The 26,784-nt window shown below is 49.7% G+C and carries 18 protein-coding genes; 6 read left to right on the forward strand and 12 right to left on the reverse strand.

What is annotated here, in order from left to right; translation table 11 throughout:
* Positions 1-108: 108 nt before the first annotated feature.
* Complete coding sequence (locus ACMYR3_RS09170; protein ID WP_424196435.1) at positions 109-846, forward strand: pseudouridine synthase; 738 nt, start codon at positions 109-111, stop codon at positions 844-846.
* A gap of 269 nt (positions 847-1,115) precedes the next feature.
* Here ACMYR3_RS09170 and ACMYR3_RS09175 read toward each other — a convergent pair whose 3' ends face one another.
* Positions 1,116-2,525, reverse strand: coding sequence for a UDP-N-acetylglucosamine-peptide N-acetylglucosaminyltransferase (locus ACMYR3_RS09175; protein ID WP_424191496.1), 1,410 nt, complete (start codon positions 2,523-2,525; stop codon positions 1,116-1,118).
* A 457-nt stretch (positions 2,526-2,982) separates the two neighbouring features.
* Between ACMYR3_RS09175 and ACMYR3_RS09180 the strand changes: the two genes are divergently transcribed.
* Genes ACMYR3_RS09180 through ACMYR3_RS09190 form a run of 3 tightly spaced genes read left to right on the forward strand, consistent with a single transcriptional unit; the run spans position 2,983 to position 7,696 of the window.
* On the forward strand, positions 2,983-4,758 hold the full coding sequence (locus tag ACMYR3_RS09180; RefSeq protein ID WP_424191498.1) for a glycosyl hydrolase family 28-related protein: 1,776 nt from the start codon (positions 2,983-2,985) through the stop codon (positions 4,756-4,758).
* A 54-nt stretch (positions 4,759-4,812) separates the two neighbouring features.
* Positions 4,813-6,558, forward strand: coding sequence for an asparagine synthase-related protein (locus tag ACMYR3_RS09185; RefSeq protein WP_424191500.1), 1,746 nt, complete (start codon positions 4,813-4,815; stop codon positions 6,556-6,558).
* Positions 6,551-7,696, forward strand: a complete 1,146-nt coding sequence (locus ACMYR3_RS09190; protein ID WP_424191502.1) for an acyltransferase family protein — start codon at positions 6,551-6,553, stop codon at positions 7,694-7,696. The genes ACMYR3_RS09185 and ACMYR3_RS09190 overlap by 8 nt, the downstream gene beginning before the upstream one ends.
* Here the strand turns inward: ACMYR3_RS09190 and def are convergent.
* From def to smc, 5 genes are all read right to left on the reverse strand, one after another.
* A complete protein-coding gene (gene def, locus ACMYR3_RS09195; RefSeq protein WP_424191504.1) occupies positions 7,659-8,183 on the reverse strand; it encodes a peptide deformylase in 525 nt (174 codons plus the stop codon). The two genes, ACMYR3_RS09190 and def, sit on opposite strands and share 38 nt — an antisense overlap.
* Positions 8,184-8,497: 314 nt before the next feature.
* Positions 8,498-8,905, reverse strand: coding sequence for a DUF7079 family protein (locus tag ACMYR3_RS09200; protein ID WP_424191506.1), 408 nt, complete (start codon positions 8,903-8,905; stop codon positions 8,498-8,500).
* Between the two features lie 663 nt (positions 8,906-9,568).
* A complete protein-coding gene (gene ligA / locus ACMYR3_RS09205) occupies positions 9,569-11,707 on the reverse strand; it encodes an NAD-dependent DNA ligase LigA (RefSeq protein ID WP_424191508.1) in 2,139 nt (712 codons plus the stop codon).
* A 126-nt stretch (positions 11,708-11,833) separates the two neighbouring features.
* A complete protein-coding gene (locus ACMYR3_RS09210) occupies positions 11,834-12,946 on the reverse strand; it encodes a cell division protein ZipA C-terminal FtsZ-binding domain-containing protein (protein ID WP_424191510.1) in 1,113 nt (370 codons plus the stop codon).
* Positions 12,947-13,041: 95 nt separating this feature from the next.
* A complete protein-coding gene (gene smc, locus ACMYR3_RS09215) occupies positions 13,042-16,566 on the reverse strand; it encodes a chromosome segregation protein SMC (protein ID WP_424191512.1) in 3,525 nt (1,174 codons plus the stop codon).
* A 509-nt stretch (positions 16,567-17,075) separates the two neighbouring features.
* On the opposite strand from smc, the gene ACMYR3_RS09220 reads away from it, so the two are divergent.
* Complete coding sequence (locus tag ACMYR3_RS09220) at positions 17,076-17,843, forward strand: DUF481 domain-containing protein (RefSeq protein WP_424191514.1); 768 nt, start codon at positions 17,076-17,078, stop codon at positions 17,841-17,843.
* Between the two features lie 101 nt (positions 17,844-17,944).
* On the opposite strand, the gene ACMYR3_RS09225 is transcribed toward ACMYR3_RS09220, so the two are convergent.
* The 3 genes from ACMYR3_RS09225 to ACMYR3_RS09235 all read right to left on the reverse strand — a co-directional run bounded on the left by ACMYR3_RS09225 (position 17,945) and on the right by ACMYR3_RS09235 (position 22,186).
* A complete protein-coding gene (locus ACMYR3_RS09225) occupies positions 17,945-19,243 on the reverse strand; it encodes a hypothetical protein (protein ID WP_424191516.1) in 1,299 nt (432 codons plus the stop codon).
* 381 nt (positions 19,244-19,624) lie between these two features.
* Positions 19,625-21,238 (reverse strand): DUF5666 domain-containing protein, encoded by a 1,614-nt coding sequence (locus ACMYR3_RS09230; protein ID WP_424191518.1) that lies wholly within the window; start codon positions 21,236-21,238, stop codon positions 19,625-19,627.
* A gap of 57 nt (positions 21,239-21,295) precedes the next feature.
* Positions 21,296-22,186, reverse strand: a complete 891-nt coding sequence (locus ACMYR3_RS09235) for a DUF6502 family protein (protein WP_424191520.1) — start codon at positions 22,184-22,186, stop codon at positions 21,296-21,298.
* 312 nt (positions 22,187-22,498) lie between these two features.
* Here ACMYR3_RS09235 and ACMYR3_RS09240 point away from each other — a divergent pair, with 312 nt between their 5' ends.
* Positions 22,499-23,275, forward strand: a complete 777-nt coding sequence (locus ACMYR3_RS09240; protein WP_424191522.1) for a J domain-containing protein — start codon at positions 22,499-22,501, stop codon at positions 23,273-23,275.
* A 449-nt stretch (positions 23,276-23,724) separates the two neighbouring features.
* Here the strand turns inward: ACMYR3_RS09240 and ACMYR3_RS09245 are convergent, their stop codons facing one another.
* The 3 genes from ACMYR3_RS09245 to ACMYR3_RS09255 form a co-directional block, all read right to left on the reverse strand.
* Positions 23,725-24,393, reverse strand: coding sequence for a hypothetical protein (locus tag ACMYR3_RS09245; protein ID WP_424191524.1), 669 nt, complete (start codon positions 24,391-24,393; stop codon positions 23,725-23,727).
* Between the two features lie 44 nt (positions 24,394-24,437).
* A complete protein-coding gene (locus ACMYR3_RS09250) occupies positions 24,438-25,274 on the reverse strand; it encodes a hypothetical protein (RefSeq protein WP_424191526.1) in 837 nt (278 codons plus the stop codon).
* Between the two features lie 380 nt (positions 25,275-25,654).
* The gene (locus ACMYR3_RS09255) at positions 25,655-26,611 is read right to left on the reverse strand and encodes a cache domain-containing protein (protein WP_424191528.1); all 957 of its coding nucleotides are present in this window, start codon (positions 26,609-26,611) and stop codon (positions 25,655-25,657) included.
* Positions 26,612-26,784 lie beyond the last annotated feature (173 nt).

Raw genomic sequence — 26,784 nt, forward strand, 5'->3', positions numbered from 1 at the left:
AACCGCCCTACCCCAAACACACCAGAGCATGGTACTTACACAGGCAACAGCTTGGTCAATCAGTCGGCAAGCAGCAACGCAACTGCTCCTGCGGCAGCGCCGAGCGGCATACGCTTGTCCAAACGCATGTCCGAGCTGGGCCTGGCGTCGCGCCGTGAAGCCGACGAATGGATTGAAAAAGGCTGGGTCTATGTGGATGGCCAGCGCATTACCGAACTGGGTACGCGTATCAAACCAGAGCAGAAAATCAGTATTGATCGTGCGGCGCGCAACCAGCAGGCTGGCCGTGTCACGATTTTGCTGCATAAGCCGATTGGCTATGTCTCTGGGCAGGCTGAAGATGGCTACAAGCCAGCGATTGTGCTGGCGGTGCCCGACAACCGCTGGAATGGCGACAATTCGGACATTGAATTTGAAGGCAGTCACTTACGCAGTCTGGCACCGGCCGGCCGCCTGGATATTGATTCCACCGGCCTCTTGGTACTGACGCAGGATGGCCGGATTGCCAAACAGTTGATTGGTGAAGATTCGGAAATGGAAAAGGAATATCTGGTGCGTGTGGCCTATGAAAAAGGAGGTCGACTGCCTGACTCAGACTTGCGTCGCCTCAACTTTGGCCTGTCACTGGATGGTCAGCAACTCAAACCTGCCCATGTCAGCTGGCAAAATGACGATCAGTTGCGCTTTATTTTACAGGAAGGCAAAAAGCGCCAGATCCGCCGCATGTGCGAGATGGTCGGGCTGAAAGTGCTTGGACTGAAACGCATCCGCATTGGCAATATCATTCTGGGTAATTTACCGCAAGGGAAATGGCGTTATCTACGCACCGATGAGTCATTTTTATAAACAAATGGCGCTGTTTATTCAACGACAACAACACCGTTATCCACAGGAAAATCACATACTCCATAGATGTATATACGTAAATGATACCTATACAGTGCGTTAAATATAGGCCTATTTTTTTACTACCCTACTGTATCCACTCCGATCCAGAAGATAAATTGGCCGTGGCCCATATTCAGGGCTGGCTCATGCCCAGTCAGTTCAGCTAAACCGGCTTGAGGGCGCTGGCCGACCTCGTGAGCAATAGCAGACCGCCACCACAATCATGGTTAATGAGCAGGATTGATCTGCTCACGCATCTTTTCCATAGATAGATCAAGCCGATTCACTGACAACACAGCCGGTCGCTGGCCAGTCACAAAACGTTGCCACATTTGCTCGTATAGATTTTCCAGATCGAGCGTGTAATTGCGTACGTCAAACAATGGATTAGTAGCACGCTGCGCCAGCATTTGCGACTTGATGCGTGCCAATTGTGCGGGCTGGGTTGCCAATGCATAAGCCTTTTCATAATAGTCATCCAGATCTGCCGCAATCAGCTCCGACCAGCCCGATGCCTGCAGCAGGCTGCCCGCTACCCGTGCAGCAAAGGTCGCACCTTCACAGGTCAAAATTGGCACACCAACCCAAAGTGCATCACTGGCCGTGGTATGGGCGTTATAGGGGGCGGTATCAAGCACCAGATCAGCCAATTGCAGGCGTGCCAAGTGGTCGGATTGACTCATGTCGGGCGCAAAAATCAACCGATCAGGCGCCACACCGTATTGCATGGCATGGTTGCGCAAATTGCCTTGTGCCAGCGAATTGGCCAGTAGCCACAAAACGCTGCCCGGTACTTGATCAAGCAGCAAGCACCACATCGCAAAGACATCTGGCGTGAACTTGTAGCTTTGGTTAAAACAGCAAAATACAAAACCTGTCGCAGGCAAACCCATCGCAGCACGAGTCGGCACTTTGCTCAACTTGGCAGCACAGCCATGGGGCTGATAACTATGGGGCAAATAAGCAAAAGCTTCATCATAATCGACCGTGCTACTACTCGGCGTGAGATAGGCATCGGTGATGATGTAATCACATAAATCGGGCCCCAATGTGCCAGGATAGCCCAAATAATTGACCTGTACCGGCGCTGGATGCAACAACAGGATATCGGTACGACTGGCCTGGGTAAAGCCTTTCAGATCCACCAAAATATCAATCACATCGGCATAAATTCGCTGCGCCGCTGCCACGGCACTGAGTGACGAGATATCGGTAAAGTGCTCAAAACTTTCACGCAAACGACCACGCATCTGCTTGCCGTCATCAGCACCATAAGAGTAAGCATAAACTTCAAAACGGGCATGATCATGCGCTTCGAGCAACTCGATCATTAGCATGGCCGTGGCGTGATCGTGAAAATCGTTGGATAAATAAGCCAGCCGGATCCGTGGCCGCCGATGCGCCAATGGTTCAAACGCCAGGCCGGCACGCACCGCCACACTCGCTACCTGCTTCTTCTGCATCCACAGAGTGGCAGCCTGCTGCTGCTCGCTGGCGGAAACTCCCTGCATGGACAATAACAAAAAAGGCGGCACCAAACCAGCCTGATCGGCCATCAGCTCGGCCATGATTTTGGCACGACGTGCAGGCAAATCATCCCATTCGCACATTTGCTGTGCCTGTTGAAAGCGCTTCACAAATCACCGTCCTCATCTGCGCCAAAGTCTGTATGACAGCTTGCATGACTAAAAGCAGGCATAGCAACCATAAGTCACTACGAACTTGTCTTCAACAAAACCGCCAAGGGAAGTACCTGCAGAACTTGTGCAAGCAGCATAAAGTCAACAGAAAGCACACGCCTTGTTGTAGGTGCTTTTTATAAGCATGGAATGAACCTGATCAAACCATTAGAAAATCTTGTCGCAAAAAATCAAATAGACAACACGATATTTAATTATCAAAGAATTACCGAAAATCAATTGGCCATTCTCGTATTACCTTATGAAAAGCCACAAGTTAAAGAGCCTTATCTAACGGAGAAGATAAGTAATCGCATGTCATATAAACATCATCATTGATAGTTATATTGAGTTCATATGTCTCAATAAGTAAGTGTAGATTTATATTTAACGTCCTTACCATTCTGAGGTTTTTATGGCAGATGCGACACAGATCACCTTTACACAAACGGGTACTGGTGCGGTGGCTAGAACCGTGCAACTTAAGCTTCAGGAGGCAATCAGTGTAAAGGATTTTGGAGCAATCGGTGATGGCATCAGTGATGATACAGCGGCGATTAATCGTGCAATTGCTGCGGCACAGAGTCTAAATAACGCTGTAGCCGTCAATCTGAATAATGGCACCTTTGGCATTACCTCTTTAGTCCTCAATGCTGCAACAAAAATTATTGGAAATGGTGCAATCCTCAAAATCCTATCTGGTACTGGCCCCGCTATCACCATTCCAGCTGGCACGCCATTACAGGTCAGTGGCTATTGTTTACTTCAGGGATTCATCATTGATGGTGGTTTGACTAATCCATCTACACTTGGCACCCCATACTTAACTGGCCTGAAAATCAATAATCATGCTGCGGTTATTCTAGACACGATCCATATAGTTAATTGCAATGTAGGGTTCTATTTTGAAGGGACTCAGTTCTGCACTACTTACTCTTTAAAAGCCTATAACAATGGAGTAGGTATATACGTCAAAAATACTATTGGAAACGGGGGCGGAAACTCCATTAGTTTTTACGACTCTCAATGTATAGGAAACAGCGTTGGATTTCTCACAAATAATGTCACAGCTAATTTTCCCCATCACGCACTCTATTTATGGAACAACACCATGAATGGGAATTCCATTTGTGCACTTGCGGTGATAGGAGCAAATAACAATTTGACAGAAATTAACGTGATTGGTGGCACAAGTGAAGCAAGTGGAAGCGGATCAGCTACCTTTGCTTTTGATGGCCTTATCATCAAAAAATCAATGGTCTATTGTAGCTTTGCTTATTTGCGCTTTCGTTCCCAATTTATTTCTGAAGCAGCAGTTAATCCAGCCTTCATTCTTGAAAACCAATCCCGGTTAGTTTTATCGGATGTCTGTGGTTATGGTAATCCACAGGGTAAATTTTGTCAGACTGATAGCACATCTGGCGTGCTTGCCGATGGGGTTATAGATACAGTTGGTTCTATACAGGGTATCATTGGCTGGCATTCAACTACAGGTAATGTAGCTCCCTTTGCCAGAGTTTTACCAGCAAATACGTTTGTGACGACCACAATTCCGAATGAATTCAACTTACCGGCAACACCTTCATTTTCTGACACAAACGGCACAATCAGCAATGGATTTGGCAGGGATGCCATCTTCGGACAATTTTTCTACGTACAATTTTCACCAACTCCTGGTAATGGCCAAACCAATAGGGCTAGATTAGTCATCAACTCCTTGAATGGTGGACGAATTTGCATCGCGTTTAATCTGCTTTCAAATATCGATACTGTTCTAGCGGTCAACATTTATTCAAACCTCGGCACCCAACTCATTCAGCTTAGAGCCGGTACAGCAGTCAGGATTGCTTATGTTTATGACGGGATTTCTGCAGGTGCCAGCAATCTTATTTTTGGTCCAATCGATAGTGCTGGCGCCACTGTTCAATTCTCTCAATTTCACCAGATTAGTGGTCCTTACACACCGCAATTACAAGCACAAATGAATGCCATAATTTCAGGTGCTTACAACCCCGGAATCAATCTACTTAAATCAAATGATCAAAGAAATACGGCACCAACTACTGGTACTTGGTCAGCTGGTGATGTCGTGTGGAATAGCACGCCTTTGCCAGGTGGATTCATAGGGTGGGTTTGTGTCACAGCAGGCACGCCCGGAACTTGGAAAGGTTTTGGAGCCATCAGCACATAATAGTTTACAAGATGAAAGTGCTGCAATAAAAAATCCTGAAGCGTCTTAACGATAATGCAAAAATTTTTACTAAACTACGCCCAACTCTCTTCCAAGCCAGACCAACTTGATAGTCTTATAGATCTTGTTATACAAGATGACCACCTCACATTACGTGGAAAACATATTGAGTTAGTTCGTCACGCTCACTTGATTGTTTGGAGTATTGGCAGAAAACTCACACATGAAGCGTTAATCACTTGGGCTGAGAAAGCACTCAATGGTCAGGGTCATCTATCTCCACAAGGAGGCGTGAATGCTGTCACGATCTGTGTTTGTAATTTAAACAGTGGTCAAATAATCATACGCACTGATCCTGTCAACTATCAAAAAATATTTGTTCTGGAGTCGGAAAAACCGTCGTTCTCAACTCATCCAAACCTGTTAGTTTCTGCTACAGATCCCATCAATCCACCTCTGGCAGCAGTGGCATCCTATCTCGCAAATGGATCAATGATCAACTCGATTACTCCCGTAATGGGAGTACGACTACTTGACTCCGCAAGTCTGCATACCATTCAAGACGGGCAAATAAATAGTCAAAAATACTGGCAGCCAGTCTATGAGCAGCACGGTCATATTGATCACGTGACTGCCGGCAAGGAAATGGCCACTCTGATTACGCATAGCGTTGACGCCACTGTCAAAATGATTAATAGTCCTCTCGTATCTTTATCAGGAGGATATGATTCATCTGCCATTCTCGGTGTGCTGGCCCACACTGGTAGAAAAGATGTACATTGCCTGTCTTATATTCATGGAACTGTCTTACCTGGCAGTGATGCTGCCGTCGCAGCACAGCAAGCCGCTATTTATGGTTACACGCACGAAACAATAGATTTTTCATGTGACCTGCTTCGGCTGATAGAACTCAATGCCAGTCAGGGAGAAGGCTTGTCCAATTTCTGTGATGAACTTTATGCATGGAACAAGTTGACACAAAAATATGGCGAAGTATCAGATCGCACGATTCTTTGTGGTGATGAGTGCTTTGGTTGGATGGATAGAAAGTTGCATGACTGGCACGATGTATTAACGACAATAAATGTGAATGATCTCAAGAAATTCAACCAATTGAGGGCGATTCTGCCAGCCGAAGTATTTGAGAAACTTTGCCTTGTTTATGAAAGTGAACTGCTCAAAGTCAAAGAAAAAATTCTAGAACATGACGATCTTCATGCAGCTAAAGATTCTATCTACCTTGAACATCGCATCAACCACGTTATGATGAACTGGCGTAAAAATCTGGTAGGTAATTTTGCCTTTGTGGAGAATCCATGGCTTAGCCGAGAGATCATCGACTTTGTCAGCAAACTCCCCACCAAATTGAGACTTGGCAAACGTCTGTATCGGCAAACGGTCGATCAGATGTTCCCTGAACTCCTCATGAATATACCCAGAGCCAACTTCGGATCACCACAAACCAACATCACACATCAAATTAATCAGGCTTTGCCTGTTATCACCGACTGGATTCGTCGAGTACCGTCCGGAATCGATGACATTATCGACCCCATTCATCAGATTAAACTCATTGAGTTGGCATCAACAAATTCTGCACAAAAAAAATCATCGAAACATCACTCCATGAAATCCATCATTGCAGGTGGTTTGAAAAATGCCGGTTTACGGCCCGTCATCAATGCATTAAGAGGTTTTTCTAGACCCGAGTTTGCTCCCGAGCCATCACCCCATGTTCTGGCACTCAGATTATTACTGCTCCGGCGTTTTTACTCAAACACGCCTCTACCCTATGATTGAATTGAAGAAAACAAGCGCGCTCCAAACCATTCAGCTAGCCCGTGGTTTCGCAGCTTTATTGGTGGTGTTATTTCATTGCAGCGCAGTATTTCAATTACCAAAATATTTTGGGTATGACCCATTGGGTGGCTTCTTGTTGTCGGGCTATGCGGGTGTTGACCTGTTTTTCGTTATCAGTGGTTTTATCATTGCCCATGTCCATGCCACGGATATCGGCCATTGGAATGCATTTCCTTCATTTCTCAACAAGCGCTTGTGGCGGATCTACCCACTCTATTGGGTGATCCTGCTGCTGGTCGGCCTGCAACTTTTATTCATGGGCAACTTATCAGCAGCCATTCCTTATGATGCCAGCATCATTTTCAAAACCATCTTTCTTTTGCCTCAAAATATTGATGTCATTGGCGGCACAGGCGCACCGCTTATTCCGGTTGCCTGGACATTGCAGCATGAAATGATTTTTTATCTATTCTTTGGGATATTCATCCTATCCCCTTTCATTGGCTGCAGTACCCTGCTGATGGTCAGCTTATTGTCGCTCGCGTTTCCTGAGCACTATCTGGCTAAATTTTTGGCCAACCCACTCAATCTTGAATTTTTGATGGGAATTTTGGTTTGGAGATTAACGAGATTCAAAATCAGAACGATGAGTGCATGGCTACTGTTATCAACCGGATTATTGCTTTTTGTCACTATGATGGTGGTTGACCGAACCATGATGCCAGTTGGTAATACACCAATCGAATTGGGCTTTGGACTGGCAAGTGCATGCATGCTCTATGGCGCTGTTTCACTTGAACGGTCCAAAGGCTGGAAGGCACCCGATATATTGAACTTATTAGGCGATGCTTCCTATTCGGTTTACCTGGTGCACTTCACGGTGGTTTCAGTCGCATGCAAAATGACGTTGGTGCTGCATCAGCGATGGCACGTCAATACCGGCCTTTGTTATGTGCTAGTAGTGATCAGTGCCGTTTTCGCAGGCATAGCCGCTTATTATTTTGTCGAGAAACCTTTAATTCGCTTTTCAAAACGCTATACAGGCAAAAACAAGACGACGATACATTCAACGCAAGATAGGCAACACATTCAATCAAACATCAAGTTGGCGGCAACTCCGGAAACAGTACCTCGGTAAAACCAAGCTGGGTGAGATCGGTCATGCGGGTGGGATACAGTCGGCCGATCAGGTGATCACATTCATGTTGCACTACACGGGCGTGAAAACCATCGACGGTACGGTCGATCATTTCGCCATATTCGTCAAAGCCGGTGTAGCGCAACTGGGTATAGCGAGGCACGGCACCACGCAGGCCGGGCACACTCAGGCACCCTTCCCAGCCTTGTTCGGTTTTGTCGGTGAGTGGGTAAAGGCTGGGATTGATCAAAATGGTTTGTGGAATCGCTGGCGCACCTGGGTAGCGCTGGCTTTGTTCAAAGCCAAAAATCACCAACTGCAAATTGATGCCAATCTGTGGGGCGGCCAGACCAACGCCACCCGCAGCCTGCATGGTTTCAAACATGTCCGTCACCAGCGTGTGCAAGGCTGGCGTATCAAAATACTGAACCGGCTCGGCAATTCGCAACAGGCGCGGATCACCCATTCTCAAAATATCATGAATCATGTCGGCCCTCGATTTGTACTGTTTTACACCATCGTTCGTGGTGTCGTTATTGGCCCCTGAAGAAATGGCAAACTGCGTCAATCCGCCATGTTTTGATTAGTCAGGCAACGCACCAATCGGGTTGCTTAGTGTGTGATCCATCTCTTCATGGTGCTTTGATTACAAAGCCAATAAGGATGTCTAGCAAGAAGTGTTTCTACTTAGTTGCGCAGAAATATGCGTCGTGTCATCCGATCATCAGAGTGGTGTGATGATGAAGAATGCGCTCAGAAAAATTCTGGTGGCAGACCTGCTATCGCCCTCGGTAAAAAAAACTAAACCAGACCGGAATTGTTTGAAAGTTGCAGGCGGGTCAATTCGATGCCTTGTCGGGTGGCCTGCCATTCCTCTGATTTCAAGACTGACCATTGAGCAATAAACCGGGCCATATCGAGATACCCCAAAAAACGCCACGATGAAGCCAGCTTGCTGAGTATGATCTCTTCCAGCCAACCATGATCAATATACAGACCGTCTTCGTCAAAATACAGTGGTTGTGACCTGCAGGCAGGATAAACCTCGTCAATGAGTATGTGTTCAAGCTCGGTCACACTGTAGGGTGAACGCGCCAGAATATCAATACGCCAGCTTCGACCCAGGGCATCGTCCAAATGCAAAAAGAGTTCGGAAAGCACTTCCCAGACAGGACGCCGATTCTGCAAATCACTGCGGGCTGGAAGCATAATGTTGAAAAATCCGGTGAATAAGTCGAAGCGACGATTCTGACAAAGTATTGTGACATTATCAATTTATAGTTGCTATTAACAATTAATATGAAAAATTAACAACTGTCATGACAACCTCCCTGAGTCTGTTTTTTATTGGAGGATATCGTCCCAGCAATCAGATCAGCATCACATTTGTCATGCTTCCGCAGACGCAATAGATTGGGCCCGACTGCTCAATACCGACTTCGCACCGACTTAATACCAACTTGACGTCTATCGGCTTCTTGATTCGCACCCTGCTTGGTTCAAGACTTTTGCACATCAATGACCAAAATCTGCTTAAACCGGTCAAATTCAATAAAACTATGGGGTATATATAAAAATAGGCTCTTTATGTAGGTATTTATTTGCTTAATAAAAATACACTTAAGGAGTATATATCTTGAGTATGTTTTTTCAAAATCGACTATGGATGAAACCATTTGCCCGTAGAAACTATGCTTTTCCAGTTTTACTTTGAATCTAAAACTTAAAGATTAATTTTTAACTATATGAATTAATTATAATTATTTAATTAATGTAAAACTTTAAAAGTGATGTGTAAAGTGTGGGTGTGACAAAAAGCCAGCCGTGCCTGACAAGCACCTAGCATTTAATCACAAGCAAAAAACAGAAGGATTACTGCGCCAGCAAAGCCAACAAGCCGGCTTCGTCCAGGATGGTGATGCCGAGTTCTTCGGCTTTGGTGAGTTTACTGCCGGCTTCGGCACCGGCCACCACGTAATCGGTTTTTTTGGAAACTGAACCCGCGCACTTGCCACCTGCTGCTTCAATTTTGGCCTTGGCATCGTCACGCGTCATGGTAGGCAAGGTGCCGGTCAGCACAAAAGTCTTGCCAGAAACATGGGGATGATGTGCCACCCTGGCTGGCTCACCTTCTACCCAACTGACCCCGGCAGCGCGTAATTGCTCAATCACTTCGACATTATGCGGCTGGTCGAGAAAATGTCGGATCGATTGCGCCACCACCGGGCCCACATCGTTGACTTCCAGCAGGCCTTCTTCCGAGGTTCCCATAAAGGCGTCGAGCGTGCCAAAGTGTTTGGCCAGATCTTTGGCAGTCGCTTCACCCACATGGCGTATACCCAACCCATAAATAAAGCGCGCCAGCGTGGTTTGCTTACTTTTTTGGAGCGCATCGACCAGATTTTGCGCACTTTTTTCAGCCATGCGCTCCAGATTGGATAAGGCCAGCACGCCCAACTTATAAAGATCGGCCAGGGTATGGACGATCTGTTGATCAACCAGCTGATCGACCAGCTTCTCACCCAGGCCTTCAATATCCAGCGCACGGCGCTGGGCAAAATGCAAAATCGCCTGCTTGCGCTGAGCAGCACAAAACAGCCCGCCCGTACAACGTGCCACCGCCTCACCTTCCAGGCGCAAGACTTCGGAACCACACACCGGGCAAGTTACGGGCATGACAAATTCAACAGCGCTGGCTGGCCGTCGTTCTGGCAACACACGCACCACCTCCGGAATCACATCACCGGCACGCCGCACAAATACGGTATCACCCACACGCACATCTTTACGGCGCACTTCGTCTTCGTTATGCAAAGTGGCATTGGTGACCGTGACGCCGCCCACAAACACCGGTGCCAGGCGTGCAACGGGCGTAATGGCACCAGTGCGGCCAACCTGCACTTCAATGGCTTCCACCGTGGTCAGGGCTTCCTGAGCGGGATACTTATGGGCAATGGCAAAACGCGGGGCTCGCGAGACAAAACCCAGTTCGCGCTGTTCGCTGAATCGATTGACCTTGTAAACCACACCATCAATGTCATAAGGCAATTGATCCCGCAGCGCGCCCATCTTGCGGTAAAAGCTCAGCAATCCGGCTGCGCCGCGCACCACCCCCCGATGTTCGCAAACAGGAATACCCAGACTGGCGTACCAATCCAGTAATTCACCATGCGTTTCTGGCAAACTCACACCGCTAGTCAGCCCGCTCACTTCACCGAGCCCATAAGCAAAAAACGAGAGTGGCCGACTGGCCGTGATTTTAGGATCAAGCTGCCGCAAACTGCCCGCCGCCGCATTGCGCGGATTGGCAAATTCCTTTTCACCCTTGTCACGCTGACGGGCATTGAGACCGGCAAAGTCGGCGTGAAACATGAACACTTCGCCACGCACCTCCAGTATTGCTGGCACCAGCCCTTTGAGTTTGAGCGGAATCGCGCGAATCGTGCGGATATTGGCCGTGACATTTTCACCCACCGCGCCATCGCCACGGGTGGCGGCATTGACCAGCACCCCCTGTTCGTAGCGCAAATTAATGGCCAGGCCATCAAACTTGAGCTCAACCGCAAAGGCAACACCTGCCGCTTCGTTGTTAATCGGTTCAGCCATCGACTCGGCAACCGGCGCATCAAACAAACCGCCTTGCTGCGGCGCGACTGACGTATCGGTCTGGCTGCCCACTGTTCCTACCGCCTGCCCCAACCCGTCGGCCACACGTTTGGCAAAGGCATGAATATCGTCATCTTCAAAACCATTATTGAGCGAGAGCATTGGCACCACATGAGTCACCTGCTCAAACGCTGAAAGCGCAGCGCCACCCACACGCTGAGTGGGCGAATCGGGTGTCAATAATTCGGGGTATTGGTTTTCAAGCGCCTGCAGTTCGGCAAACAGCCGGTCATATTCCGAATCGGGAACCAACGGTGCATCCTGCAGATAGTAGGCTTGATTATGCCGTGCCAGTTCAGCACGCAGTTGCTGCACGCGCTCAATGGCATTGGTTGGAACTGACATGACAATCAGGAATCGGCTAATCGCTCAATCTGCTCAGGCTATTGCCTGGCAGATTGTCGAAATAATCGTTGAACGACATAGGCGCGTCACTTGTGGAAAGATGAACAACCAATTTGGACAGCGAATTTAGACCGCGTATAAACGCCGTGTCAATGAAGAACCCGCCACAATGCCATATGCCTGCATTTCTTCATACTTGCCAAGTAATTGCTGGTCAATTGCATCCAGTGCGGCCGGTGGCAAGGGCTGGCCGTTATCGTCCACAATCTGCGCACCAATCTTGGCAGACAAGGTTTCGGCATACTGACGCATGGCCGCAAAAGGCTTGAGCTCCTGCTTGGCACGTGGCACATCCAGCAACAAGGTCAACGCCTGTACGGGCTGATCAAATTCCATGGCGGGTGACAATTGTTGCGTGCCGCCCGTACTCATGCTTTTGAGCGACATCAGCCATTCGGGCACATTGACAAAGAAAATCGGTTCATCCAGTGAATCTTCACGCACAAAAGCATAGCGTGCCGGTGCAATGGGCATCCAGCGATCCTGCTGGGCAATATGGCGTACGGTGGCAGGTGCCCAGGGCGCACCATCGGACACCAGATTCAGACTGATTTTCAAGTCATGATTGGCGGCCAATTGATCCAGCTTTTCAGCTTGCATGATGATGGCGCTCATATCGGGCACGTCCACAAAGGCATTGAATGGCTCGGTAGCACGCTGCAGACGGCTGGCAAATTCGGAATATTCCAGACTGCTCAATGGACCACGGCGGCAGGCCATTTGCAGACCAATACGCAATTGGAGGTAGTTCACCCCAGGATTGATGGCTTCCCAGATATGCTCACTGCGGTTATAGCCTTCCAGCTTGACAGTCTTGTTGCCAACCTTTTTAAAACCATCAAAGGCCTTTTCAATCTGCGCACCCGAACGTTCGGTTTCCAGCGTGACCGGTGTAATGGCATCCACCAGGGGATTGATACCGTCTTCCGAAAAAACCTGAATCATGGAATCCGGCTCGGCCAGCGTCATTTCTCCAATCGCCGTGGGCGTCACGGTATCTTCCTGAATAAACACCGGCTCTTTCAATTCTCCCGTCTGACTATCCATGTCCTGATCCATGGTTGCAGAAAATGGCTGTGCGGTGCGAGCCATTTTTCTTGCCTGCCACACATTAAAAACCACCACCCCAATCACGACGATGGCGCCTGCACCAATCAAGCTGGTCTGTAAATCAGTCATAGTTATCGTTATGTCTCAAAAATTGAAGGAAACCCGTTGGTCGGTTTGATGAAGTCAGTTTGATCAAGTTGATTTGATAAATTAACCAGCCTTGTTTATGCAGCCATGGCATCGGTCAAATTGACCGCTGCCTCCATATCCACTGCCACAATCCGGGATACGCCCTGCTCCTGCATGGTCACACCAATCAATTGCTGCGCCATTTCCATGGCAATTTTATTGTGTGAAATGAAGAGGAACTGCGTCACGGATGACATTTTCTTCACAATCCGCGCGTAACGCTCGGTATTGGCATCATCCAGTGGCGCATCCACCTCGTCGAGCAGGCAGAAGGGCGCCGGATTGAGCTGGAACAAGGAAAACACCAGCGCAATCGCGGTGAGTGCCTTTTCTCCACCCGACAGCAGATGAATCGTACTGTTTTTCTTGCCGGGTGGCTGTGCCATCACCTGCACACCGGAATCGAGAATTTCTTCGCCGGTCATCACCAGTTTGGCCTGCCCACCGCCAAACAAACCCGGGAACAACTCACCAAACTGCTCATTGACCTTGTCAAAAGTGTCTTTGAGCAAACCACGCGTTTCCTTGTCGATGCGGCTGATGGCATCTTCCAGTGTGGTCATCGCCTCCACCAGATCGGCATTTTGTGAATCAAGGAAGGTTTTGCGTTCAGTCGCCGCATTGAGTTCATCCAAAGCCGCCAGATTGACTGCACCCAAGGCATTGATGGCATTATTGATCCGCGTGACTTCACCCTGCAAATAGGGCGCCTTGAGATTGGGATCCAGTTTTTCAGCCAGCGCCAATTCATCCGCCTGGACAGCACGCAGTTGTTCGTCAAACTGCTCAATATTGAGACGTGCCGCCTGCTCTTTCATTTGTACGTCGACAATTTTCTGGCGCAGCGGATCGAGCGTGCGCTCGGTTTGCATGCGTTTTTCTTCGGCACCACGCAAAGCATGATTCAGTGAATCCAGCTCGGTACGGGCATCAGTCAATGCCTGCTCACGTTCACTGCGAATCTCCAATGCCTCTTGCAAGCCAGCACGGGCCGACTCGTCAACCAGTGCAGCCAGCTCGACTTCGGCCAGGGCAATCGAATCAATAACGTGTTTGATATTCTCAGAATTTTGTTGAAGATTATTCTTCAAATTATTGATTCTATTGTGAATATTACGAATATCAAAATCAGCTTGTTGGGCACTGCGCTCCAGCTCGCGATGCTTGTCACGGGCGCTGCTCAGCTGCGCATCCAGTGTTTCAAAAGCCATTTGTGCGTCTTCAAACTTCATTTGCAGCTCGGCCAGCTCGCCATCCAACGTTTCAAAATTGGCTTCGGCATCCGATTGAATCGCCCGCTGGGTTTCCTCTTCGGCGGCCAATTCTTCGAGATCGGCCTGAATCTGGGTACTGCGCGCACTGTGTTGCTGCTGCGCCTGCGCCAGCTTTTGCAGTTCGAGCTGGTGCTGATGCAATTGCTGGGTGATGCGCGTCAGCTCACCACGCAAACGCTGGATTTCTTCATTGGCGCGACTATAGGCGGCTTCGGCCTTGATCTGCTCAGTGCGCGCTTCATCCGACATGATCTGCTGAGCGCGGATCAGTTTGCCCAGATTGTCAATCTCATGCTGACGCGCCAGCATGCCGGCCTGCTCGGAATCAGCCGCATACAGTGACAAGCTATGCTCCGTCACCACATGGCCTTCACGCACAATAAACATGGCACCCGCAGGCAACTTGCTGCGTTCCTGCAGGGCTTCGGCCAGACTCTCGGCAACATACACTTGCGCCAGCCAGTCGGTCATCAGTCCACGCATACCGGCATCATTGATTTTGAGCAATTGCATGAACGGCTTGAGGCCAGCCACAGGTGCCGCGCTCTTGCTGCTGGCACCAGCCGGGCTGACAAAAGAGAGTTTGGCTGGCGGCAAATCCCCCAGAAAAGCTTTGGCCCAGTCCAGATTACTCAATTCCAAAGCAGCAAAACGCTCCCGCAGCGATGATTCCAGCGCGGCTTCCCAACCGGCTTCAATATCCAGCCGCTGCCAGAGTCTGGGCAGACCGGCCAATTCATGTTTGGCGAGCCAGGGCTGGACTTTTTCCTGCACTTGGACTTTTTCCTGCAACTGTTTGAGCGCCGACAACCTTGCTTCCAGTTGAGCAATATTGGCGGCTTCGGTAGTCACACGCTGGCTGGCGGTTTTACGCGCACTGTCCGCATCTTCCAATTCAGCCTGCTTGTCGCCCAATTGCGCTTCCAGCTCCGCTTTGCGATCTTCTTCATCGGCCACCAGGGCGCGCAGCTCTTCGAGCCGAGTTGCATCCGGTGCATCCAGATTGCGCGATTCCTGCGTCAGGCGTTCGCGGCGCTGCGTCAGCGCCTGCAGTCGATCACTGGCATTTTTCTGATGCAGACTTTCCAGCTTGATGGCCTGTTCGGCCTGGCTGATGGCATTGCGCTGGCTGGTCAGAGCGGTTTGCTGGTCACGCCACTGAGCTTCCATTTCAGGTACGGCATCCGCCTGACTGGCTAGCGAATCCTGGCTTGAGGCGTGTTTTTCTTCAGCTTCAGCCAGTTGCAGATTGGCGTCTTCCAAAGCCAGTTCAAATTCGCCAGTCTGGTTTTGCCATTGCTCGCGTTGCCCCACCAGTGCGGTCAGTTGCGCCTGGGCACGGTTGCGTGAATCGACCACAAAGCGGATTTCGGCTTCCAGTCGACTGACTTCGCTGTTGGCTTCGTAATAGGCACCCTGCACACCAGCCATCCGGTCGTTGGCTTCATACTGGCTGGCACGCACATGCTCGATCTCGGCTTCCACCTGGCGCAGCTCGGCAATCTGGGCTTCCAGATCAATCTGGGCGCGTTCGATATCGCGCATCAGTTTTTCCTGCTCGACCTGCGCATCTTTTTTGCGCAACAGCCACAGCAGTTTTTGTTTTTCCTCGCCATCGCTTTGCAGATCGCGGTACTGCTGCGCCACGACCGCCTGACCTTGCAATTTTTCGAGGTTGTTATTGAGTTCGCGCAGAATGTCTTCAACCCGGGTCAGGTTTTCACGGGTGTCTTGCAGACGGTTTTCGGTATCACGACGGCGTTCTTTGTATTTGGAAACACCGGCGGCTTCTTCCAGAAAAATCCGTAATTCTTCGGGGCGTGCTTCAATGATGCGCGAGATCATGCCCTGACCAATAATGGCGTAAGCCCGTGGTCCCAGACCCGTGCCCATGAAGATATCCTGAATATCGCGGCGCCGAACCACCTGATTATTGATGTAATAAGACGAATTGCCGTCACGCGTCAAAACCCGTTTGACTGAAATTTCGGCGTATTGGCTCCACTGGCCACCGGCACCACCATCGGCGTTGTCAAAAATCAGCTCGACGCTGGCACGACTGGCTGGCTTGCGATTGGTCGATCCATTGAAAATAACGTCCTGCATGGATTCACCACGCAACTCGGACGCCTTGGATTCACCCAGTACCCAGCGCACCGCATCAATGATGTTGGATTTGCCGCAACCATTGGGGCCCACCACGCCGACCAGTTGGCCTGGCACGTGAAAATGGGTGGGATCAACAAAGGATTTGAAGCCTGCTAGCTTAATGGAAGAAAGTCGCACTGATGTTGTTTGCTCGGATCGTTAAATCGGACACTGCTGCGGAAATGCCACCCATGACAGGCACGTGATGTGGCATGGTACTCACCATCCCGGTCTGGCACATTGAGTTGCGCGACTGCGACCGTGAAGAAAGTCACAATATTACCATTGCGCCCGCCCTAAATCGGCCTGATCGGAAAGGAATTTTAGTCGCAAATCGACTGAATAGAATCCTCTTTATATTGCAGGAAAAAATATACTGTCATTCAGTATTTTTAAATAACCATTGTTTATTTACCTGACAAGCCATATTTAACATATACCCCATTATGTCAGCATTAAAACAAGGGTTTTCACCTATCACAAATTAAAACCAATAGACTTATCTCACACCATTTTTTCGGTGGATGTTGTTATCAAATAACAGTTCACAATTGTTTAATGTCGCCCTTTCAGCACCTGCTCCTACTATGCGCCCACGCAGTCGTATCAAGAACGGCGGCGCTCTTTATTGAAAACAGGAGCTACTCATGAAAAAAATGCTGATCGCAACATCCGTACTGGCCGCCTTGGCCGCCAATGCCCAGGCCGCTGAAATCAAAAAAGATGGCGAATGGCGTGGCGCCGCTGGTCTGGCCTTGTCTTTGGCCTCTGGCAACACCCAATCCAAAAGCTTTGTTGCCAACGCCAATGTGGCTTCCATCACCGACACGACCAAATGGGCGATTTACGGTAACTCGATTTCCGGCTCAACCACTTCTGGCAACACCACAGTGAGCAAAGTGCAGTGGCTGGTTGGTACCAAGTACGATTACAACCTGACACCGGACTATTTTGCTTTTGGCCTGGCCAACCTGGAAGGCGACAAAGGTAAAAACCTGAGTACACGTGCTACTTTGGGTGCTGGTCTGGGTTACCACGTGATCAAGACCGCGCAAACCACTTTTGACGTATTTGCAGGTCTGGCACAAACTCATGACAAATACCGCAACCCACAACTGATCAACAATAATCTGACCAGCAGCCGCAATATGACTGAAGTCATTTTGGGCGAAGAATCCAACCACGTTCTGTCAGAAACCGTGTCACTGACCCAAAAACTGGTGGTCTATCCCAATCTGTCCAGCGATGGTGGCTACCGTGCAGCATTTGACGCGGGCGTGGCCGTGGCTTTGAACAAGACCATGAACCTGAACGTGGGCATCATTGATCGTTATTCCAGCCTGGTTGCGCCGGGCATCAAGAAAAACGATATCGCCCTGTTTACCGGGGTGAGCATCAAACTGGGCAAGGACTGATCGACCCCTTTCCTCTTGCAGGCTGCGGCCAGTCTCAGACTGCAGCACCATAAAAAAATGGCGAACCGAAGTTCGCCATTTTTTTATGCCTAACGCAGCACTTACATGGAATACAGGCGGGTACCGTTCAGGCCACCCGCCAGATAGCTGCCCAGACCAAAGTAGATATTGAAGAGGTCGTTGCTGGTACCGCTCGCTACGAGCGAAAAAGACGTACCATCACCACTCACAATGGTACCTTGTGCGCCAACGGCCACAAAGCGCGTGCTGTACGTCACCGAATTCAGATTGGCTGTGGTGATGGGTGTCACAGCAGTCCAGTTCACAACATCCGTACTGGTCAGGATGGTGCCCGCATTACCAACGATCGTATAGATATTGTTGACTGTCGTTGAATTGTTATCTGGATCACCGAATGTCACACCGTGCAAATCTTCGGCGGTATTGCTGGTACGGGCGGTCCAGCTGGTGCCATCGCTACTGGTCAAGATGGTACCGCCCGCACCGACTGCGACCAATGTCGTACTGCTGGCCAGCGTGTTGGTGCTGGTCATACCCGTAAATGAGTACACGGCATAGAGATTCTGTGTGGTATTGGAGGTCTGGGTAGTCCACTTTTGACTATCGGTACTAAACAGGATCGTGCCATTGTCACCTACCGCGACAAAGTTGCCATTGTGCGCTATCACACCATTTAATTTATTAGTGACGCCCGAAGTCACTGCCGCCCACTTGGTGGGATCATTCACCGCACTCGTGGTAATGACACCGTTATTGCCCACGGCCACAAAACGTTTGACACCGGCAGTCTGGTTAAAGGCAATCGCATTCAAATCATCAGTCACACCGGAGCTGATCGCACTCCAGTCCACGCCCAGGTTACTGATATAAAGACCACCGGCCCCCGTCACAGCCAAGTAACGATTGACGCCAAAGGCAAAACCATTGAGGTTGTTGGTGCCATTCAAAGGCGCACCCGTGGTCCAGGCAAAACCGGCACTGCGTGGCAAGGCCGAGATGGAAGCTGAGGAAGGACCAGCTGGACTGCCGTTCTGAGTCGAGTTGACGATAAACGAGTAGGTTACGCCATTGGCCAGACCCGACACGATTTGTGGCGAGTTGGCTGACTTGACAATATTGGCCAGCGGTTTGCTCTTGTAATCATCACGCGTGATCGAGTCGGCTGCCGCCATGAAAATCCAGTATTCCAGACCGGGTTCCTGCGTCCAGCTCACCACGACTCGGCCATCGCCCGGTGTCACAGTCACATTCTGTGGCGCAGTGGCGGGCGCATCAGACTGCCCGCAGGACATCAGCAATAAAGAAGAAAAGAGCGCGGCAAACAAGCCAGCATTACGCAACAGCGAGCGCAAAGGTTTGCGCATGAGGGTTGGCATCACAAAAAAATCCTTCTCAGACAGGCAGTGAATCAAAAAATTGGGCTGACTAATTGATAAATACTTGATAAACAGCTTGATAAACAATTGACCAGCAAATAATTATGCAGAAAGCAATAGACCGCGCATTTTACCTGACATTCCCGCTTCGCTTAAATATTTACTTTTTTAAGGAGTATCACCATAAATAGTGCTATTAAGTGCGTATCTATTAGCTTAAAAAAAATACATACCCACAGTATATAAATAAAAAAAGACGACCTGACGGTCGTCTCAAGGGGGTGATGAAACTGGCACTGTTGAAATTTACAGAACGGCGCGACTAAAGAATGACTAAAGGATTGTTAAGAATTGGCAATCACGCAGTTCATTGAATGCTTTACCTTATTTCTGAAAATCCACTTCGGTTGCGGTCACCACGCCCGCGCTGACTGGGCCCTTGACTTTGACAAAAGCACCGTTGGCAATGGTTGCGGCCGTGCCATCCTTAAAGACGGTGCTGCTTGTGGTGGTGACTTTCTGGCCAGCTACTCTGAAGTCGGTGGCTGACACGTAGTCGGTCACAAAGCCACGCACCTCGGCCACGGTCACATCATCAGAACCGGTCACTTCCACTTTACTGGCCACCAGCACGGGGCCAACCAGCACACCGGTCACTTCCACGAGCGAGCCGTTGGTGGTATTGCCGATGCTCAGGCTGCCGAAGTTGACTTTGACACCATTGACCTTGAAAGTGGTGGTCGTAGTGTCAAAGTCATACACCACGCCTTTAACATCAATGCTGCCTGAACCACTGGTTGTGGTGGTTTTCTTGACTTCCAGTTTGGTCGCGGTCAGCACATTACCCGCAATCTTGCCCTTGACCTGCACGATGGCACCATTGGCCAGCGTGCTGTTGGCGGGTGAAATCACTGCGGTGCTGGCATCGACGGTCACACCCCGGACTTTAAAGCTGGCATTGGAAACAAAGTCGGTGATCGCACCGGTCAATTCGAGCGCCAGGTCATCCTCATTTTTGAAGAAGCGCACTTCAGTGGCCTTAAGTACCCCATTGGTAATCGTGCCCTTCACTCTGACGCGACGACCATTGATCAGATCGGTAGCAGCGCCATTATCAAACGTGGCAGTGCTGGCATCCACAGCTTGTCCAGCCACGGTAAAGCTGGCGGCAGAGACAAAGTTGCCAATCAGGCCGCCGATTTTCAGCTCGGTCCCATCGCTGCTTTGTTTGAGACGACCACGAATCACTTCGGCCTTGATCACATTATTGGTAATCGCCTGGGTACTCCAGACCGCCACACGCAGACCATTGCTCAAGCCATTGGGCAAATTGAGCAGGTTTTTGACGGCACTGTAATCGACCACCAGACTGCCCACGGTGAAAGTCTTGTTGGCCGCATCCAGCGCCGCCACAAAACCGACCACCCGCACCACACCCGTGTTAAAGGGCTTGCGCTCCAGACGGGTGGCCTGAATCACACCAGCCGCATCACGATCGCCATGTACCTCAACAATATTGCCCACCGCCAGATCGGCCAGACTGCTCAGGCCTTCCAGGGTGGTTGGCGTGGCCGATCCGGCCGGATTGACCTGCACCGTCTGCCCTGCCACCACCAGTTGGCTGGCGGTCAGATCAACTGAATTGACGCGGCCAATCACTTCGGGCTCGATCACAATATGAGTCACCACAGTGCCATTGCTGTTGTATTCAATATCCACCTTCTGACCCAGCTTGACTTCAGTCAGCGCGACCGATTTATTGCTGTCTTGCTCAACCTCCACCTGCGCACTGCTGTCGTCATACTTGATGCCGTCCACAAACACGCTGCCAAAGCCAGTTACCGTGCCACCACCACTACCAGTGCCGCCACTGCTGACACCAGTCAACTGGCTCAGTCCGCTGCCACCACCACCACAACCAGCCAGAATACTGGCCGTCAGGGTGACCGTCACGCCGACGCGCGACAACCAGCCAGTCAGATTAAAAACGGGTTTCATCTACTTCTCCTTATCGATGAAAAAATGATCGGGGGAACAGTCGTTAATGCCAAGCCTTTACAGGTCAGCATCACCACTGAGTGCGGCAATGAATCCGTCATCGTCGGACATTGGCGCGTTATAAAAATAAATTCCAAAACGCATGCGTTGGTCCTGCTGCTTGACCTTGGCATCGCTTTCACAACATTGGGTGGCAGTCGAGACCATCACCTTGAATGCTTCGGTCCACAGACTGTGTGCCTTACCGGCCAAAATCCGGATGGATTCTTCTGACAGCTCATCTGCAAACACGCTTTGCTCCAAAAATGGCGGTGTAGCGCTATTTAAATTGGCCTGCAGGTTGGCGGCACCGGCGGCCAGATGATCTTTTAAATTGCGTGAGAAAAAATAGGCCATTTCGGCAAAGTCGGCCTGTGGCACAAACGCATTGGCGCAGATTTCAATCTTCTCGCCATTTTGTGTCACCACAGCTAAACGCAGCATTTCTTCCAGTAAAGTACGCGGATGAATATCGCGCGATACCGCCGCGGCCAGCGAATCAAAAGAAGGATGAGCACCACTGCGGGACAATGCCAGGGGCTTTCCTTGCGCATCACAAAATTGGGCATCATGACTCCATCGTGTGTAAACCTCGGCGGCGACTGATCCAGCTTTCTTCTGGATCAACGCAGTCTGATCTTCATTTAAAACACGTACATCCTTACGATGCACACCTGATAAAACCGACAAGGCACTGTCCGTCACTTTTTTGCCATGCTGGTCCAGCTCGTGGCGCGCCGCTTCCACAAAAGCACTTTTGAGCGCCTGCGCCAATACCGGCTGCGTCACCCCATTGGCGACCAGCAAACTGATCAAAGGCTTGAGCAATACCAATGACTCCTGCAGCAACAAGTCTGAACGACTGCTGGAAGAAGGATCAAGCAAATGGGCTGGCGTAGTGGCATCCATGGCGGCAATGTCTTACTCGTTGAAATCATTAAATGGGATTATTTCCCATTTAATTGGCGTGCGTCAATGACTTTTGTAGTCATTTACAAAATGTTGCGCAATAGATCACATCACCACCCTTTTGGGCTAGTCCGTAGCGTGGAATGATTTGCCATGCATTCGATTGATTATCCTGAACAACGCTCACACTGCGGCAAGCGTATTGAGATGATGAGCGTGGCAATGACCGATATATCCAAGACAAAACCACCAGCTTGCTGAGGCTGGTCTGTGAGGCGGCTCTGGATTGAACACCGCTTTGGGCAACAGACAATGCCAAAGCCTGACGTCACCCACGCCGTATTGTTGGTGCGCAATTTGCTGCCCCCTGAAGCATCTTTCCAATCCCTTCAAAATGAGCTGAGCCAGTCGTGTTTACTACAAACCGCCTCACCAGAGCTGCTACCTCCGGCTCAAACCGGAACCAAAGTACGCCACCCGCCCTATCATCCCGCTCCAGCCACGGGCCTGCCAGACTGGAGGCAAGCCATGCCTGAACACGCCACGTCGACAAACAAAGAAGAATGGGTCATCTGGAATGGCTCGTTAGGCATCCTCGCCATGGTGACGATTGGCCGGATTGAAGAAAGCGCAGACGGCAGCACCAATGGCTGCCCCAATAGCAAAAACGCCTGGCTGGATCGCCCCTACGACATGGTCGGCCCCTTTGACTTTGACGAACTGGAAACCAACGGGCGAATCACCTTTGCCGCCTGCATGGTCATGTCGCGCCAGCGCTGGCAGGATGATCAGGTGCAATTGCGACAGGAAGCCTACGAAATTCGCCGCGCCACGCAGAAACGCATCAACCGTGAATATGGACACTTTTTTGAAGGCGGCGGCGGGCAGCAATCCTACCAAAAACCCTTCGACGAACAAGCCTACCGAGCAACACTCAACCTGCCCGTTGAAGGCGAGCTAGAACCTTCGCAGATTAAAACCGCTTTTCGACGCCGCGCCCAAAAAGTCCACCCCGATGTGGGCGGCACGCATGAACAATTTATTGAGATTACCGAAGCGCGCGATGCGCTGTTGGAGATGGTGTCGTAAGTGGCGCTCGCTGGATGACATCCTGATCAACAACCAGTCAGACAACAGCGCATTACTTTAGCCGAGAGCGCATACTCAAACGAATTTGATTTGAGTAGCATACCCTATATGATGCGACTGGAAGCAGAGTTCGCGTTGACAAGATAATCACCTGGCTAAAGCTGAGTGCGAAGAGACTCAACGAACCTAGGCCCAACGCGTCTGCTGGGTATGCGCAGCTCAATGAGGAAGGTCTCGAGGTGTATTTCCGCGAGTTTCCCCAAGCTTCCCGAAGAGGAGCCGAACGAGTAACGGCAAAACGTTGGTTTGCGACACCTAACGTCGGAGTTGACCGTCCGGTATTTTATAGAAGTGCCGCTCTAATATATGCCCCCTAACGTAAAAGTAACCGGCGCCACACGGCTTTATAGCGCAGCGTCTGCGTTGACTGCCGGGTTGGGTGTCTGCCACTAGCGAGCATGTGACTCGATCTCTACTTGTTCCAGCCACTCGACAAATCGACCAACTTCAGTCAGCGCAGAAAAGAGTCTTTCCGATGAAACATTGATTGTCGGCGGTATGAGCCATGTACATTGACCATCTTCTTCGGCGAGGAGCGCTCGTTCCTTCTCATCAAGAAAGAATGGATGCGGCGGGAGCTTCTGTAAGTCGTCGTCCGAGTAGTGCATACTCTGACATGTGATTGACTCTGGGTGTTGAATCCTGTTTCTAGCAAGAACCAATTCTTCGAGGATGGCAAGATTGACTGGCCCATCTTCAAATCGTATAGAAACACGGCAAGCGAAATATGCCTTGTAGCCGTTGAACCAGCCCTTCTTGAAATCTGGCTTCAGAGAATCATCAACAGCGATTCCGATATGGCGTTCCTTAGTCTTGAAGTAAAGGTGCAACGTAGCAGCAAGCATCGAAATGCACGAGTGACCCAGAACTTGAAGGGACTCATTAGCCTCAAGCCATTTCTCAAGGAACGGAGGTTCGCCGTCTTCGCTGTATGGTGGAATGAAGGGCTCTACCTTGGCCTCAATCCTTCGCTTGCGTTCAATATATGACTCAGATGCCGTGACGTAAAGCTGCCTGATGAAAGCAATTCGACGATTTAAGAAAAAGGAGACATCCATAGGCAGTATGTTAATAGGTTCGCTTACCAGTAGACCGCCGTCCACTAGCCATTAGAAATTATCTGCAACTGAAAGTCATCTTGACAAATGGCCATGAATCGTGAACCGAGACCAGACAAATATTCCGACAACCCTCGTAGAGCTTGATGTATTGCTCTTGCATTTTCCGTCAAATAAAAATCCGATGCATACTGGATTAGAAGATTCGTTGACGAATTCTCTTCGATGCTCTTAATTTCACGCTCAATGGCGATGGAGAAGTTCAAAGTGATCAGTTTGTGATTTTGAATTAAATCTTTGCTTAGCCAAGGCATGGTGGAGCATAGTTCGTCGACAATTCCACTTTCTACATCTTTAAGAACTTCAGCGTCGGCGTGAAGGAGGACTTTTGCATAGCAATGGAATGCGCCTGTTATCAAATTCGTGAAAAGTAATTGCAGAAAGCCAGGGTTGCTCTGAACATTCTTCAAAAATGTCTCTTCGAGCAACGAAGGTGCTTCTCTTGAGATATATTCACCGCATTGACTTATCCCAAACTGAAATCCAAGTCTCGCAATTTCGCGCCCAAACTCAATAGGTAACAACTCGTTTTTTTGAAAAATGGAAGAGTTACCAACTTTGAAAAAAGTCATTTTTTGGGGAGATATCTGCAAAGTCTTTACGGAAAGAGAATGCTCGTAGGCTCGTATTAGTGCCTTATCTTCTTTTTTAAGAAAGGCACTCAATACACCAAGTGACATCAGACCGGATACGGTACCGATTAGTCCGCCACTGACAAGGCCCATGAGAAAATGACCATCTTTGGCAACAGTGATAAAGACTCCCCCGCAAACCATTGCACCGAACAACATTGCAATAGTCATTGCTGTTTTCATATCCATAAGTAACCGATCCTCTCTAAGGCGCCCAACGTAATTCAGACACACAATAAACGATCATAGCTGTCCTAATCCGACCAGTCTTGAATGGTACACATTGTAACCATACCGTCAGCTACATTCCTCATTTTTATCAACCCTAAATAAAAGCAGATCACCTACATCAACTCGAAGCGGTAGGCAGTCCGGGTTTACTCAAACCTTGTTCTAAAGTGTCTACCAAATAGAATCCACCAGTCGGGCAACGCTTTGGCACATTACTATCACTCGACCTTAAAATTTAAATAAACAAAAAAACCCCGGCCGAAGCCGGGAACGGGAGTAAAAGCGGGGAAATAACGCTTGATGCCGCCAGTCCCTTTTGGGTGGCGGCTTATGAAGATTTATTGGTAGTAACCAACGCCAATCAGCGCATCACCTTCACGTTGAATGTAGGAGGTTTTCTTTTCAACCTTGTTGGTGACTGGGTTGCGCCAGACGTAGTCGAGTGTGCCACTGCCTTTGGTTTTGGCAATCTCAATCATTTTGGCGACGATGGAGGTGCCTGCTGCATCACGCATTTCGCCCACGTATTCACCCACGCGTTTGGGGTTTTGGCCATAAGCGCGGTATTTGGCATCGTCCAGGCCAATTGCAAAGACGTAGAGGTCATTGCGCACGTAGCTGCCATTGGTGTCATTGAATTTGGCGTAGGCTTTTTCGGGGCCAACTTCTTTCATTTCGGCCAAGGCGCTATCCAGAAAAGCGTGCGCCAGTTCTTTGGTGGCGCGTGGCAGGTAATAGCCTACGCCCAAAATCACACCATCCACCTTTTGCAGCAAGGCGGTTTTGTTTTCTACCTTGTTGGTGTCTGGGTTACGCCATACATAGCTGACTTCGCCGGTGGCACTGGCGCTGGTGGCTTCGAGCATTTCGTTAAAAATGCGATAACCCGCTGCGTCACGCACTTCGAGCACGTTTTTACCAACCAGGGCTTCCGGGTTGTTAGAAGTGGCTTTCAAGACGCCATCGGTGCCCAGTACAAAGACATAAAGGTCGCGATGTGAATATTGGCTGGGCCGTTTATCAAACTGGGCAAAGACGGCCTTGCCCTGTTTTTTATAGGCTGCCGTGGCCTTATCGAGCAGATCTTTGGCCTGCATGCGGGTACCGCGCTCGGCCACCTGTGGCAACAGGTGTTTTGCTGCAATGGGGCTATCAATTTCTTCGGCCTGAGCAACCAGACCATAAGTACCCATCGTACCGATAGCCGCCAGACAGGCCACCGCCATCAGCAAACGGACCTGTTTGCCAATTTGTTTCTGAACCGGTTTCCGAACTTGTTTCTGAACTGATTTCATTTACAACTCCCAAGGATAAAAAAAGAAACTGTTTTTGACCTGCTCGCTCACCCAAAAATAAACTTTTCAGGGACGTCAGGTACTTGTCATGGGATTAAGGTTACGCCGCGCAAAAAGGCAGCATTTGATCCAGATTATGAAAAGAGCCGCTTTTGTCGTGTTTGCAACACTAC

Source organism: Ampullimonas aquatilis, from assembly GCF_049675895.1.
Classification (GTDB): Bacteria; Pseudomonadota; Gammaproteobacteria; order Burkholderiales; family Burkholderiaceae_D; genus Ampullimonas; species Ampullimonas aquatilis.

Bases quoted from the DNA above. Each gene is read 5' to 3' on its own strand.
- ACMYR3_RS09180 (WP_424191498.1), top strand. From the start codon at position 2,983: ATGGCAGATGCGACACAGATCACCTTTACACAAACGGGTACTGGTGCG.
- ACMYR3_RS09210 (WP_424191510.1), bottom strand. From the start codon at position 12,946: ATGACTGATTTACAGACCAGCTTGATTGGTGCAGGCGCCATCGTCGTG.
- ACMYR3_RS09220 (WP_424191514.1), top strand. From the start codon at position 17,076: ATGAAAAAAATGCTGATCGCAACATCCGTACTGGCCGCCTTGGCCGCC.
- ACMYR3_RS09235 (WP_424191520.1), bottom strand. From the start codon at position 22,186: ATGGATGCCACTACGCCAGCCCATTTGCTTGATCCTTCTTCCAGCAGT.
- def (WP_424191504.1), bottom strand. From the start codon at position 8,183: ATGATTCATGATATTTTGAGAATGGGTGATCCGCGCCTGTTGCGAATT.
- ACMYR3_RS09255 (WP_424191528.1), bottom strand. From the start codon at position 26,611: ATGAAATCAGTTCAGAAACAAGTTCGGAAACCGGTTCAGAAACAAATT.
- ACMYR3_RS09185 (WP_424191500.1), top strand. From the start codon at position 4,813: ATGCAAAAATTTTTACTAAACTACGCCCAACTCTCTTCCAAGCCAGAC.
- ACMYR3_RS09200 (WP_424191506.1), bottom strand. From the start codon at position 8,905: ATGCTTCCAGCCCGCAGTGATTTGCAGAATCGGCGTCCTGTCTGGGAA.
- ACMYR3_RS09230 (WP_424191518.1), bottom strand. From the start codon at position 21,238: ATGAAACCCGTTTTTAATCTGACTGGCTGGTTGTCGCGCGTCGGCGTG.
- ligA (WP_424191508.1), bottom strand. From the start codon at position 11,707: ATGTCAGTTCCAACCAATGCCATTGAGCGCGTGCAGCAACTGCGTGCT.
- ACMYR3_RS09245 (WP_424191524.1), bottom strand. From the start codon at position 24,393: ATGGATGTCTCCTTTTTCTTAAATCGTCGAATTGCTTTCATCAGGCAG.
- ACMYR3_RS09250 (WP_424191526.1), bottom strand. From the start codon at position 25,274: ATGGATATGAAAACAGCAATGACTATTGCAATGTTGTTCGGTGCAATG.
- ACMYR3_RS09190 (WP_424191502.1), top strand. From the start codon at position 6,551: ATGATTGAATTGAAGAAAACAAGCGCGCTCCAAACCATTCAGCTAGCC.
- ACMYR3_RS09240 (WP_424191522.1), top strand. From the start codon at position 22,499: ATGCCAAAGCCTGACGTCACCCACGCCGTATTGTTGGTGCGCAATTTG.